The organism is Cupriavidus sp. 05T41, assembly GCF_056396525.1.
Genome location: NZ_JBFTLQ010000036.1, coordinates 35,239 through 48,793, shown reverse-complemented (window position 1 = coordinate 48,793; position 13,555 = coordinate 35,239). Strand labels below are relative to the sequence as shown.

Here is a 13,555-nt window from a genome sequence, read left to right as displayed (position 1 = left end):
TCCTCAAGGCGCGCATGCTGCGCGTGCTCGAGACCGCCGGCGCGGCCGGCTCGCAGTCTTACGCCTGGCTATGGGATGCGTGCGCCGGCATGAACGGCTACGTGGAACGCAACCTCGCGCAGCTGACGAACCACCCGGTGACGGCGCTCTTCGCAGGTGAAATGCCCAGCGGCAAAGGCGAGGCCCTCGCGAACGCTCACCGCGTGATCGCACATCTGGACCAGATCGCAAGGCGTACCCCTGGCGGTCCCGGGGTCCAGCTGCGCTCGCTGGCCGATATCCTGCGCCCGCAAGCCACGGACGCCGCGCAGGGCCGCCCTGCCGGCACGGACGACAAGGCGGGCGCCGCCGGCGACCCGCCTGCGCAAGCCATGGACGAAGGCCGCGCCGTGCGTTCCATCTTCGGCTTCTCCGTGCTGCTGCAGCATGTACTGCGCATCTGGCTGCAGCAGGAGTCGGAGCGCCGGCACGAGGCCGTGGAAGACATCGACCGCATCGCCGACAAGGATCTGCTGGCGATCTTCCATCAGCACTTCTTCGGGCGGGAGCCGGGTCCGGATGACGTCAGGCGCTTTATCTGCCTGTTGTGGGAGGTGCGGTACCTGTTCGACAAATTCATCATCAAATGGGTGACGCCCGACAATGAAGGCGAGGTACACCTGATCCGCAAGCTCCGCCTCAACACCAGCCTGGTGCGCGACTGGGAGGAGCCCGAGTCGCTGCGCGCGTTTTCGCTGCTGCAGAGCATGCTCTACCACTCGCAGCAGATCACCACCCAATACTGGGTCACGCCGCTGCTGGCCTTCCTGCACCGGCAACAGAGCGTCACGCCGGAAACCTGCACCGGCTTCCTGCAGCACCTGGACAATTTCCTGCTGTGCACGGAGGACACCCGGCCCCTGATCGAACGCTCGCGCGATTTCCTCGGAGCCAATGCCCCCGCCGCGGGCAAGCCGCACTGCGATCTCCTGCGCGGCAGCCTGGGCGTGGGCTTTCCGCACTACTGGTTCTACAAGCTGGAATACGTGCTTTGGCATCGCTTCTCGCAAAAGGCAGGCGAGGCAGCGCTGCCGCCCGGTACGGTMATCACCGCGGAGAAGCTCAGGCACTTCCGGATCACGGCCCGCAATTCGGTCGAGCATGTGTTCCCGCAGACCCCGCCGCCCGGCAGGGAGATCACTGTCACGAAGACATGGCTGGACGCCTTCGGCAATCTCACGCTGGTTTCGCGCAGCATCAACTCGGAGTTCGGCAACAAGTCTTTCGAGGAAAAGCGGGCTCGCTTCAACGAAATGAACCAGGTAAAGCTGGATTCGCTCAAATCCGCGCTGGTGTATGCGCAGGCACACTGGCGCGACACGGACGTCGAAGAACATCAGGAATCGATGAAAGACATCCTTTCGGCCTACCTCGCAACCGACTGGCGCAAGGACGCGGGCCAGCAGGCCGCCCGATAAGCGGCTGCGCCCTGTCCACAGGAACACGCATGAATACCGAAGACGAAAACATCGAACTGGCCGCCGGCTGGATCCGCAACGCACGCGCGCTGCTGATCACCGCCGGCGCGGGCATGGGCGTGGATTCCGGCCTGCCGGATTTCCGCGGGCCGGAGGGCTTCTGGCGCGCCTACCCTGCCCTCGGCGATGCCGGCCTGGGCTTCGAGGACATCGCCGCGCCGCGCGCCTTCAAGACGCGCCCGGCAATGGCCTGGGGCTTCTACGGCCACCGGCTGGCGCTCTACCGGCGCACCGTGCCGCATGCCGGCTTCGGCATCCTGCGCCGCTGGGCCGAGAGCATGCCGGACGGCTACCGGGTCTTCACCTCGAATGTCGACGGGCATTTCCAGCGCGCGGGCTTCGACGCCGCCAAGGTGCAMGAATGCCACGGTTCGATCCACGTCCTGCAGTGCACGCTCCCGTGCGCCGCGCAGACCTGGAGCGCGGACGACTTCCAGCCCGAGGTGGACGAGGCGCGCTGCCTGCTGCTCAACACGCCGCCGCACTGCCCGCATTGCGGCAGCATGGCACGGCCCAACATCCTGATGTTCGGCGACTACTCGTGGGTCGAAGAGCGCGAGGCCCTGTCGCGCGCCAGGCTCAACGCCTGGACCCAGGGGCGCGGCGACATCGTGGTCATCGAACTGGGCGCKGGCACCGACATCGCCACGGCGAGACGCTTCGGCGAACGCCACGCCGCGCGGCTCATCCGCATCAATGCCCGCCAGGCCGGCGTGCGCGACACCGGCTCGGGCATCGGCCTGCAGGGCACCGCGCTGGGCGTGCTGACGGCACTGGACCAGGCCGTTGGCCGCTGACCMTGCGCGGGCAGGAGCGCGCAGCGGTCCATCGCCCGCGGCGCCCCTGGCGACGGGCCGCCCCACACGCGCAGGGGGTAGCCGGACGGGGCGACTTCATGAATCATCGCCGGGCTCGTCGAACACCGCGCCAGGCGCAATGCAGGAGGAAAGGATGTTGAAAGAAGGCGATCGCCGGACAGTGATCGTGCAGGGCCGGCTGGCCACGCGCGAGTGGCGGCTGAAGGCTGCGCGCGAGCGCATCCACGGCCTGCAGATCATGGGCATGGAGCAGATGGCGGCGCGCCTGGCCGGCGGCTTCCTCGTGCCGGTGAATGACGAAAGCCTGCGCGCGGCCATCCAGGGCGCGCTGCCGCTCACGCCGCTGGGCGAGCTGGACGGCATCAAGGACCTGCCCGGCATGGTCGACGCCGCCGCCGACTCGCTGCGCAAGGCCTGGCGTGCCGGCATCGACCTGCAGGAACGCGCCGCCCGGCATGCCCGCCTCGCTTCCATGGCCAGGCTGGAGGCCGCGGTGCTGGCGCGGMTGCCCGCCGGCATGAAGCGGCCGACCGACCTGGCGCAGGCCGCCCTGGCACGGCTCGCGCACGCGCCGGCGCTGCTCGGCCCGGTCGACCTGGCTGGCCTGGCCGATGTGCCGCCGTGCTGGCGCGCCCTGCTGGCAKCGCTCGCCACGCGCGTKCCGCTGCGCTGGCTCGCCGGGCCGCACGCCGTGCMGGCGTGGCTCGATGGCACCGCTGTGCGCATCGAGCGCACCGCGCCCGAACAAGCTGCCATCGCGGTCGTCAGTGCATCCACGGCCTACCACGAAGCCATCGAAGCCATGCGCTGGGCGCGGGCCCTGCTCGCCTCCGGCCGCGCCCGGCCCGGCGAGATCGCCATCGCCGCCGTGGCCCCCGCGGAATACGACGACCACTTCCTCGCGCTGCGCGCCGACGCCAACCTCGAACTGCATTTCGTGCACGGTACCAAGGTGACCGCCAGCCGCGACGGGCAGGCMGCGGCCGCGCTGGCGGACATCCTGGTGCGCGGCCTGTCGCAATCGCGCATGCGCCGCCTCGCCGCGCTGCAGTCGGGCGGTAAAGGCGCCAGGGGCATGTTCGCGACGCTGCCCGCCGGATGGACCCGCATCCTCCCGGCCGATGCGCCGCTGAGCTCGGTCCAGGCGTGGGAGCGGCTGCTGGCACGCCTGTCCGCCAGGGACTGGCCCGACGGCGCCGACCATGCCCCCGCCGTGCGCGCCATCGTCGCGCTGCTCGGCCAGGGCATCGGTGCCGCCGCGCAGATCGGCGAGGCCGTGCTCGACGGCCGCGCGCGCACGATCTGGCGCAAGGCGCTGCTGGCCGGACCCGCCGCCTCGATCGACGCCACGCTGGAGAACCTGAAGCAGGATGACGGCCTGGAAGCCTGCGTGTCGGTGGCATGGATGCCGGCCGGCGAGCTGGCCGCCGCGCCGCGCCGCTTCGTGCGCCTGCTGGGGCTGAACTCCTCGCGCTGGCCGCGAGGCTTGTCCGAGGACCGGCTGCTCTCCGACCACATCGTGCCCACCGCCGAACTGGACCCGCTCCCGGTCGCCGCGGCGGACCGGTACAGCTTCCACGCCATCCTCGCCACCACCGCCGGCGAAGTGGTGCTCTCGCGCGCGCGCCGCGACGGCGAGGGCCGCGTGATGGGACGCAGCGCGCTGCTGCATGGCCTGCCCGACGAAACCTACCTGCGCCGCAATGCCGTGCCGGCCCATGCCTTCAGCGAGACCGACCGCCTGCTGGCGCGTCCCGCCGAATTCCGCACGGCGGCGCAGGCCAGGTCGGCCGTTTGCTGCTGGCGCAACTGGCACAGCCCCGAGCTCACGCCGCACGACGGCATGGTGCGCGCCGGCCATCCGGTGCTGCAGGCCGTGCTCGGCCGCAGGCAATCGGCCAGCTCGCTGCAGCGGCTGCTGCGCAACCCGCTGGGCTTCGTCTGGCAATACGGCATGCGCTGGCGCGCGCCGGAGGGCGGCGCCGAGCCCATCGTGCTGGACGCGCTGGGCTTCGGCAACCTGGTCCACCTGGTGCTCGACCACGCGCTGCAGACGCTCGAAGCCGGCGGCGGGCTGGCGCGCGCCGACCCCGCGCAAGCTGCCGCCGCGGTGCGCGACGGCGTGCGCGTCGCCGCCGCGTCGTGGGAAGCCACGCAGGCCGTGCCGCCGCACGTGATCTGGCAACGCACGCTCGATGAGGTGCGCCTGCTGGCCGGCCGCGCGCTGACGTGGGGAGACCCTGCCGGGCCCGGCACGCGCGCCTTCGGGGAAGTCCCGTTCGGCGGCTCGGAGCCGCGCGCCGGCGCCGCCGCCACATTGCCGTGGGACCCCGCGGCGCGCGTCGAGATCCCCGGCACCGGCTTCCACATCTCCGGCTATATCGACCGCCTGGATATCTCGGGCGACGGCAGCCGCGCCATCGTGCGCGACTACAAGACCGGGCGCACCCTGAAGCAAGGCGCCCGCCTCGACGGCGGCCGCGAGCTGCAGCGCTGCCTGTACKCCTTCGCCGTCAAGGCGCTGCTGGGCGCCGGCGTGGACATCACCGCTTCGCTGCTGTACCCGCGCGAGCCCGCCGAAAGGATCCTCGACAATGCCGACGCCGCGCTGGCCGACATCACCGGCTACCTGGCCTCGGCGCATGCCAGCCTGCTGGCCGGCGCCGCCGTGATGGGCAAGGACACCGCCGGCAACTACGACGATCTCGCCTTCGCCCTGCCCGCCAATGCCGCGGCCACGTATTGCCGGCGCAAGCGCGATGCCGCGCTGGCGCAACTCGGCGAAGCCGCCGCCGTCTGGGAAGCCGAATAATGAACAAGAGCGCCATGCCCCTCGAAGACAACCACGCCCGCCGCACCGCCATTGCCGACCATCACCGCTCCCTGCTGGTGGAAGCCGGCGCGGGATCGGGCAAGACCGCCGTGATGGCCGGCCGCATCGCCATGATGCTGGCCGAAGGCGTGGCCCCGCGCCACATCGCCGCGGTGACCTTTACCGAACTGGCCGCCAGCGAACTGGTGATCCGCGTGCGCGAATTCGTCGCCAGGCTCAGCGACGGCCATGTCCCGCAGGAACTGCGCGCGGCCCTGCCCGGCAACCTGAGCGAGCGGCACCACGACAACCTGCGGGCRGCCGGCGCCGCCATCGACGAACTCACCTGCTCGACCATCCACGGCTTCTGCCAGCGCCTGATCAAGCCCTATCCGGTCGAAGCCAATATCGATCCCGGCGCTGGCATCATGGACCGCGACCAGGGCAGCCTCGCCTTCGACGACATCGTCGACGCCTGGCTGCGCGAGCAGCTGGACGCCGATGGCGGCAATGGCGCCGGCCTGCTCGCCGAACTGGTGCTCTACGATGCGCAGGCGACCGTGGCGCTGGTGCGCGGCATCGCGGCCACGCTGCGCGCGCACCGCAACGCCACGGCACCGGCGGGACTCCCGCTGGCGCCGCTGATCGCCGCCTTCGGCCAGGCGGCACACGCGCTTGCCGCCTTCGTCGCCGACACCGAAGCCAAGGATGCCGACACCACGGTGATGTCGGCACTGCTGACGGAGGCCGCGCAGGCGCTCGCCTTCCCGTACAGCCCGCAGCGCCCCGCCGACCTTGCCCGCGTGCTGGCGATCCGCCTCGAGCCGGACACGAAGCTGTGCAAGAAAGACGGCGGCTTCCGCTCGTACCGCCGCGCCGGCGCGTGGCGCACGGCGTCGCGCGAGGCGGGCATGCCCGCGGCGCATGGCGATCTGCTGTGCGCGCAGGCGGCGCAGCTGCACGCTGCCTGCCAGGATGCCTGGGTGGCGCTGCAGCAGCAGATCGCCAGCCACGTGCTGGCCGCGCTGGCCGATGYCGTGCAGCCGGTGCTCGCGCGCTTTCGCGACTACAAGCGCGCAGCCGCGCTGCTCGATTTCGATGACCTGATCTTCGCCGCGCGCGATCTGCTGCGCGATCACGATACCGTGCGGCAGGCGCTCGCCACGCGCTACCGCCACGTGCTGGTGGACGAGTTCCAGGACACGGACCCGCTGCAGTCGGAAATCGTCTGGCGCCTGTGCGGCGAGCCGCCCGCCGGCGGCCGGGACAATGCCGACTGGACCCGCTTCGTCATCCGCCCGGGCGCGCTGTTCCTGGTGGGCGACCCCAAGCAGGCCATCTACCGCTTCCGCGGCGCCGACGTGGCGGCCTATGTGCAGGCGCGCGAYGCCTTCGCCGCGCAGGACCGCGACAGCGTGCTGGCGATCTCCACCAACTTCCGCTCGCGCGCACCAATCCTGGCGTACGTCAACGCACGCTTCGAGGCCATCCTGTCCAGCCCCGACCAGCCTGGCTTCACCGCGCTCACGCCGTACGATGCCAACGACGACGGCCAGCCAGGCGTGCTGGCACTGGACGTGGCGGTGACCGGCGCGGACGGCAAGGTGGCCGCCGAGCACCTGCGCGAGGCCGAGGCCGGCGCGGTCGCCGAGATGTGCGCGCGCATGATCGGCAACCATGACATCGCCGACCGCAAGACCGGCGCGCGGCGCAAGTGCCGGCCCGGCGACATCGCGCTGCTGGCGCCCTCCGGCAGCGACCTGTGGCGCTACGAGGCCGCGCTCGAGCGGCGCGGCGTGCCCGTCGCCACGCAGGCCGGCAAGGGCTTCTACCAGCGCCAGGAAATCCAGGACCTGATCGCGCTGACCCGCGTGCTTGCCGACACGCGCGACACGCTGGCCCTCGGCGCGCTGCTGCGCGGGCCGCTGGCCGGCCTCACCGAAGAAGAACTGCTCGACATCGTGTGGCAGCTGCCGCGCGCGGAAGATGCCCCAGACAGCCTGCCCCGGCTGGACCTGCGCGTGGAAACGCAACACATTGCGCACGACCTCGCGCGCGACCTCATCGGCAAGCTGCAGGCGCTGCGCCGCAAGGCCAACGCCACCACGCCCTACGACCTGATCGCGCAGGCGGTCGATGCACTGCACGTGCGCGCCATCCTGCTCGAGCGCCACCACGGCCAGGCCGAGCGCGCGCTGGCCAACGTCGACCTCTACCTCAACCTGGCGCGCGCCTATGGCGTGCGCGGCCTGCGCGCCTTCGCCGAAACCATGAGCGCGGCGTGGAGCGACGCCGCGCGTGCCAGCGAAGGCCGCCCCGATGCGCAGGAAGAAGCCGTGGCGCTCTACACCATGCACGCGGCCAAGGGGCTCGAGTGGCCCATCGTGGTGCCGGTCAACACCATGACCGAGGTGGTCGCCGCCGACACCGCCGTGGTCGAACGCGCCAGCGGCCATTTCCATTGCCCCGTGTATGGCCTCACGCCCGCAGGCTACGACGCCGCGCGCGACGCCGAGAAGGCCGAGCTCGCGCGCGAACGCATCCGCCTCTGGTACGTGGCCGCCACGCGTGCACGCGAACTGCTGGTGCTGCCCCGGCTCGATGCGCCCGCCAGCAACAGCGCATGGGTCAACCTGCTCGACCTGTCGCTGTCCGCGCTGGATCCGCTCGTGCCGCACGACCTGCCCGACGGCGTGGCCGCCGCCGGCGCCACCGTGGAGAACCGGCAGACCCGGCAGTCGTTCGGCGACGAAGCCCTGTCCATCGTCCTGCAGCACAAGCGGCTGGCATGGCTGGCGCCCAGCCGCGATGAAGGTGCCGGCAGCCCGCTGCTGCAGGAAGAAGTGCCCGCCATCATGCTGGCCACCGACGACGCGGAGTCCGCCGGCACCCCCGCCTATCCCGCCGTGCAAGGCGGGCGCGAGCGCGGCCTCGTCATCCACAAGCTGCTCGAGGAAGTCCTGAGCGGCGAAACCGAAGAAACCGTGGCGGCCCTCACCGCGCGCGGGGAGGCGCTCGTGCGCATGCTCGGCCGCGAGCCCGGCGACGATCCCGCGGCCGGCCTCGCGCCGGCCGAGATGGCCCGGTGCGTGCTGCGCACGCTGGCCCTGCCCGACATCGCGGCGCTGCGCCCCGGACTGGTACCGGAGTATCCGGTCTATGGCTCGGCCGTGACGGCGGACCAGGAAAGCGCCACCGTCGGCATCGCCGATGCCGCCACCTTCGCCGACGACGGCACGCCGCAGGTCATTGTCGACTGGAAGAGCGACGTGCGCCCCGATCCCGCCACCCTCGATCACTACCGCGCACAGGTGCGCAGCTACCTCGACATGACCGGGGCCAGCCGCGGGCTGATCGTGCTGGTGACGTCGGGGCAGGTGATTCCGGTCGGCCCCGGTCTTGCCGCGGCGGCATGAACGCGCGCCGGTCCCTCAACCATTGAAGGTCATTCACAGGAAGCAATCGATCATGATCAACAACAATTCCCCGCTGGAGAGCCTCGCGGCCTTCGCCATCGCGTTTGCCGCCGGCGCGGTCTCTGCCATCGGCCTGGGCTTGTATATCGGAAAGCTCAAGCAGGACGCGCAGCGCGCCGGTGCGGCCGACACCGTGTCGCCGCTGCACAGCCGCTGAAGCGCGGCCGCCGGCCTTCGCAGTGCGCCCCCCTTGAGAGGGGTGAAGGAAGCGCCGCGCTGGCCGATATCAATCCGGCATTGGTGTGCCGTGTATCTGTCCTGGCGCACCGCCATGACACACGGTAGGCGGCGGCCTGGCTGGGCCGCGCCGGCCGCCCATCAATTCCAGGAGTCATCGTGAACGCTTTCATCTGGGCCGGCATCGCCGTCCTCGTCGTCATTGCCGCCGTGCTGGTACTGCGCCGCCGCACACCAGCCGCCGCACCCGCTCCCGCGGCCGCGATCATGCAACCGCCGGCCACGCCCGCCACGCAAGCCCCCACGGCGGCACAACCGGAGCAAGCCGAGGATACCGTCGCCATCCTGGTGGGTCCGTCGGCCGAAGAACCCGTCCTCAGCATCACCGCGCTGGACGGCAAGCTGCCCAAAGGCGCGCGCAAGGTGGAGGCCGACAGCACCACCCTCAGCCAGCTGAGTCCGGTCCTMCAGGCGGTGCCCAACTTGCTGAGCGCGCGCGAAGTMGCCCGCGGCGGCTATATGAAGGTGATCATCGACGGCCCGCTGGTCAAGGCAGCCGATGGCGAGGGCTATCGCGCGTTTACGATGGGCGCCAAGGGTATCAAGCAACAAGCCAGGCTACTGGACCCGTCACGCCTGTCGAAGATGGTGAATGCGGCGGCCATCCTGAACATCGCCTCGCTGATCGTCGCCCAGAAGCATCTGGCCGACATTGGCAAGAAGCTCGACGAGATCAAGCAGGGCGTGGAACGCATCGAAGCCTTCCTGCGCGACGAGCGCAAGGCCGGCATTCTTGGCGCGCTCGACTACCTGCGCCAGGTCGCCCACGCGCTGTTCCAGGGCGAGCTCTCGCCCGCGGTACGCCAGAAACTCGAGGACTACGAGGGCCAGCTGCTGGCCACCGAGCGGCACCTCAAGGCCGAACTGACGCGCGAAACGCAGGGCATCGCGGAGATCAAGGATCCCGATACGTTCCGCACCAACGGCCTGGTGACGAAGATCCGCGAGCGGCAGACGCTGCTGGACGGACTGTACGAGCAATGGCTGTTGTGCGTGCGCGCACGCGTGGCGGGCTGGCAGTTGCTGTCGGCTTTCCCGGGCGAGCATCACATGAAGCAGGCGCGCCTCAGCAGCCTGCAGGATTCGGTCGACTCMCTCGCCCGGTCCGGCGGCCTGCTGGATGAGGCGAAGCAACTGATGGAAGGCAAGATCGAATCCGTGAAGTCACGGCTGGAGTTCGAGTCCGCGCTGACCGAGAAGCKTGCAAGCCTGCGCAAGTGGATCCAGGGTGAACTGGCCGCCGCCGGCGCCGCCATGCGCGAGCAGGGCCGCGGCCTGGCCGCCGGCGAGGCAATGCTGCTGGAGCAACAGAAGCCGACCGTCCTGGCGCTGAAGCTGAATGCCGGCCGGATCGTGGAAGCACATCATCTGCCAGCGTAACCGCTAAGCGCTCTTTGCCCTTATTGTCCTTGTTGCCGGACTCGCGCCGCCGCCTGGCGGCGCGTCCGCTACCGTCCGATCCACCCCGGCAACTGCGCCAGCAGGTATAGCGCGGCCCCGATCAGCCCGCCCACCACCGTGCCGTTCATGCGGATGTACTGCAGGTCGCGGCCGACGTTCAGCTCGATCTGCCGCGACATCTCGCGCGCATCCCAGCCGCGTACCGTGCTGCTGATATGGCGCGTGATGAAGTCCGCGAAATCCGGCGCCATGCCGCGCGCCGCGTCGCGCAGGTGATCGTTGAGCGAGGCGCGCAACGCGGTGTTGCGCGTCAGCTCCGCGCCGATCCAGTGCCCCGCCTCCATCACCCGCTGGCGCACCACTGAGTCCTCGCGCGCGAGGTCTTGCTTGAGCCAGCGGCACCAGTCCGTCCACAGGCTGCCGATATACGCATTGAGCGCGCTGTCGCCCCTGAGCTGCTGCCGGATCTGCTCCGCCCTGGCATGGAAGGCGGGATCGTCCTTCAGGCGCGCGATCAGCTTCTGCACGGCCGTATCGAACGCCTTGCGCAGCTGGTGGCTGTCGTCGGCCTCCACCTGCCCCAGCACGCGCCCGAGCGCGGCGGCGATCAGGTCGGCGCCGTTGCTGCCGATCCATTCGCTGGGCAGGAGCCGCTCCTTCCTGGGGTGGTCGCTCTTGAGCCACTCCACGATGCGCTCCGAGATAAAGGCCCGCGTGGCCGGCTCGTTCAGCAGGGCGATCAGCTGCGCGAGCGATTCRTCCAGCAGCGCCTGGTGGCGTCCGTTCTCGGTCAGGCTCTCGAGGATGGTGGCGGCCGAGCGGGACAGGTCCACCTTGCCGATCATGGTGTGCGCGGCGTTGCGGATCAGGTCCTGGATGTTCTTCTCGTCCATCACATCGAGGAGCGTGCCGGCCGCCCTGGCCACCACATCGCCGATCTCCCGCGTATTGGCCGGCGACGCCAGCCACTGCGCCACCACCTGCGCGGGGTCGTGCTTGCCGATCAGCGCGACGATGKATGGCACGTCGAGGAACTTGTCCCTGACGAAGGTGGCAAGGCCGTCGGCKATATCGTCCTTCTTGCGGATGATGATATTGGTATGCCCGGCCAGCCCCGGCAGCGGGATGCGATGGAACAGCGCAGCCACCGCGAACCAGTCCGCCAGGCCACCCACCATGGCGGCTTCCGCCGCCGCGCGCACCCAGTCGGTCAGAAAGCCATGCGGCAGCAATACCGTGGCGACGAAGACGGCGAAGGCGAGCAACAGCAGCGCGAGCGCCTTGCGCTTTGCGGAGCGGAGTTCCTTCTCTTGCTGCATGCGTGGTCCGGAATGGTGCGGTCAGGAGGCAGGATACTTCGTCGAAATCCGCTGCACCAGCTTCTCATCCTTCGAATCGATGCCGATATCCCAGGTGGGAAACGCGCACAGGTCTTCGGCGATCTCGGCGATCACTTCGCGCAGCTCCAGGGGCTCGAGCCAATGCGGGGGAATCGCCTCCTCGCCCAGCAACGCACCCAGCAGGTTGCCGGTGATCGCGCCGGTGGAATCCGAGTCGCCGTCATGGTTCACCGCGAGCACCACGCCATGGCGGAAATCCCGCGCGACCAGCGCGCAATAGATCGAGATGGCCAGCGCTTCTTCCGCGACCCAGCCTTCGCCAAGCGCGGCGATGGCGTCGTCATGTGCGGCGCCGGCGGCGGCGAGCGCCTCGGCCTGTTCGATGGCTTGCAGCGTTTCCTCGTGATCGGGATGCGTGGCGAGGCAGGCCTTGGCCGCGTCCAGCGCGGCGGCCAGCGTCGCGCCGCCCGCCAGTTCGCCGATCATCGCGGCGAGCACGCCACCGGTGAGCGACCCGGTCGGGTGGCCGTGGGTCAGGGCGGCCAGCTTGGTGCCGAGCTCGAATGCCTGCTCGGGGGAGCGCAGCTGGGAACGCCGCCAGACAAAGAGGCCCGCGGGCGCCACGCGCATCACGCCGCCGCAGCCCTTGCTGTGGTTGCGCGCGGGCTCGCCGAGGCTGTTCATCGCAGCCAGCGCGGCAAGGCAGGTGTTGCCCGGCGCGCGGCGGCTGTGCAGGGCCTTGTGCTGGAACTGCCAGCCCGGCGCGCCGCCCATGCTGATCGTCGCGGCGGGCTGCATGCCCTGCGTCTGCAGCCAGCGCAGGTAGGCGCGCGCCGTCACCCCGGTATAGCTGCCGACGCCACGCCCGCTGCCGCGCACCCAGGCGCGCAGCAAACCTTCGGCGGTAAACAGCGTCATCTGCGTGTCGTCGGTGATGGTGCCGAAGCCACCGTAGGCGCGGGCGTAGCCGGTGATGCCCTGCGGCCCGAATTCCTCCACGATCTCCTCGCGCGACATGAATTCCACCGGCGCGCCGAGCGCATCGCCGACGGCACCGCCGAGCAGGCAGCCGCGAAAGCGGCTTGGTGCGGAAACGTTGGCCGCAGTGCCGGGCATCACGGGATGCATCCAATCAGGCGAGTTCATGCAGATTCCTTTGTTCAGACTTGCTTTGTTCAGACTTGTTTTGTTCAGTCACGGCTTCCCACGGCAGGCTCAGGTCTTCGCGCCCGAAATGGCCGTACGCCGCAGTTGGATAGTAGATCGGGCGCAGCGGATCCGGCGTCTCGATGATGCCTTGCGGGCGCAGATCGAATTCACTCGCCAGCGCCGCGGCGCAAGCCCGCACAGGCGGCGCGGGCGCTATCGCAACAGGATCAGTTGCGGCACGGCATCGGCACCGCTCCAGACGACGGCATTCTGCCCGTACCGCGCCCCGAGCGCCCTGGCCGCATCCAGTGACAGGCCGGGCACCAGGAAGCTCTCCTCGCCATCCCAGCCGTTGGTCGGATGCTGGCCTATGCCGTCGATGCAGCGCAGGCCCAGTTGCGTCAGTTCGCGCACCAGCGCCTGCTGGCGAACCGCATTGGCGGCGGGATCGTCTTCCTGCTGGCTAAAGGGGTTCCACGCGGTGATGAACGCGCTGCAGTCCACGCCCGCCGCCGCATGCAGCGCGGCCAGCGCAGGATTGGGTTCGCCCACGTTCAGCGTGAGTGGCGTCGCGCCGCGGACGTGATAGTGCGTCTCCCGGTAAGCCTGGATGATCTTCGGATCGATACTTGAATTGCCGGCGCCAGAAAGCAAAAAACCCTCCGTGAAAGGAGGGTCGACGCATTGCCCGCTTGCTTGCTCCTCCAGGAGCCACATCCGCTCTCGCGATCCACCTTGCCCGGGAAGGCAGGTTGGCATGGGCGTCGACCCAAATCAGAATGTGGGACGGATTGAAACATGCGGG

General features: G+C 69.9%; 9 protein-coding genes, 1 pseudogene and 1 riboswitch. Of the genes and pseudogenes, 6 read left to right on the top strand and 4 right to left on the bottom strand.

Annotated elements, in window-relative coordinates; all coding sequences use genetic code 11:
• The first annotated feature begins 14 nt into the window (after positions 1 to 14).
• The 6 genes from AC1DKV_RS21280 to AC1DKV_RS21255 all read left to right on the top strand — a co-directional run bounded on the left by AC1DKV_RS21280 (position 15) and on the right by AC1DKV_RS21255 (position 10,240).
• Complete coding sequence (locus AC1DKV_RS21280; RefSeq protein ID WP_477137908.1) at positions 15 to 1,457, top strand: HNH endonuclease family protein; 1,443 nt, start codon at positions 15 to 17, stop codon at positions 1,455 to 1,457.
• Positions 1,458 to 1,486: 29 nt separating this feature from the next.
• The gene (locus AC1DKV_RS21275; RefSeq protein WP_477137907.1) at positions 1,487 to 2,314 is read left to right on the top strand and encodes an SIR2 family NAD-dependent protein deacylase; all 828 of its coding nucleotides are present in this window, start codon (positions 1,487 to 1,489) and stop codon (positions 2,312 to 2,314) included.
• Positions 2,315 to 2,468: 154 nt separating this feature from the next.
• The gene (locus AC1DKV_RS21270; RefSeq protein WP_477137906.1) at positions 2,469 to 5,147 is read left to right on the top strand and encodes a PD-(D/E)XK nuclease family protein; all 2,679 of its coding nucleotides are present in this window, start codon (positions 2,469 to 2,471) and stop codon (positions 5,145 to 5,147) included.
• Positions 5,148 to 5,161: 14 nt separating this feature from the next.
• Positions 5,162 to 8,563: a UvrD-helicase domain-containing protein gene (locus AC1DKV_RS21265; RefSeq protein WP_477137905.1), complete on the top strand. Its 3,402-nt coding sequence runs from the start codon at positions 5,162 to 5,164 to the stop codon at positions 8,561 to 8,563.
• Between the two features lie 52 nt (positions 8,564 to 8,615).
• The gene (locus tag AC1DKV_RS21260) at positions 8,616 to 8,780 is read left to right on the top strand and encodes a hypothetical protein (RefSeq protein ID WP_441620128.1); all 165 of its coding nucleotides are present in this window, start codon (positions 8,616 to 8,618) and stop codon (positions 8,778 to 8,780) included.
• Between the two features lie 179 nt (positions 8,781 to 8,959).
• A complete protein-coding gene (locus AC1DKV_RS21255) occupies positions 8,960 to 10,240 on the top strand; it encodes a hypothetical protein (protein ID WP_477137904.1) in 1,281 nt (426 codons plus the stop codon).
• A 68-nt stretch (positions 10,241 to 10,308) separates the two neighbouring features.
• Here AC1DKV_RS21255 and AC1DKV_RS21250 read toward each other — a convergent pair whose 3' ends face one another.
• The 4 genes and pseudogenes from AC1DKV_RS21250 to AC1DKV_RS21235 all read right to left on the bottom strand — a co-directional run bounded on the left by AC1DKV_RS21250 (position 10,309) and on the right by AC1DKV_RS21235 (position 13,467).
• Positions 10,309 to 11,580: a DUF445 domain-containing protein gene (locus tag AC1DKV_RS21250; protein WP_477137903.1), complete on the bottom strand. Its 1,272-nt coding sequence runs from the start codon at positions 11,578 to 11,580 to the stop codon at positions 10,309 to 10,311.
• Between the two features lie 21 nt (positions 11,581 to 11,601).
• Positions 11,602 to 12,747: an ADP-ribosylglycohydrolase family protein gene (locus tag AC1DKV_RS21245; RefSeq protein WP_477137902.1), complete on the bottom strand. Its 1,146-nt coding sequence runs from the start codon at positions 12,745 to 12,747 to the stop codon at positions 11,602 to 11,604.
• Positions 12,734 to 12,937 (bottom strand): annotated as a pseudogene (locus AC1DKV_RS21240) (methionine adenosyltransferase domain-containing protein); the annotation flags it as partial. The pseudogene AC1DKV_RS21240 and the gene AC1DKV_RS21245, both read right to left, overlap by 14 nt.
• 26 nt (positions 12,938 to 12,963) lie before the next feature.
• A complete protein-coding gene (locus AC1DKV_RS21235; protein WP_441643448.1) occupies positions 12,964 to 13,467 on the bottom strand; it encodes a DUF3293 domain-containing protein in 504 nt (167 codons plus the stop codon).
• Positions 13,433 to 13,538, bottom strand: a riboswitch (SAM-I-IV-variant riboswitch). (Overlaps the previous gene by 35 nt.)
• Positions 13,539 to 13,555 lie beyond the last annotated feature (17 nt).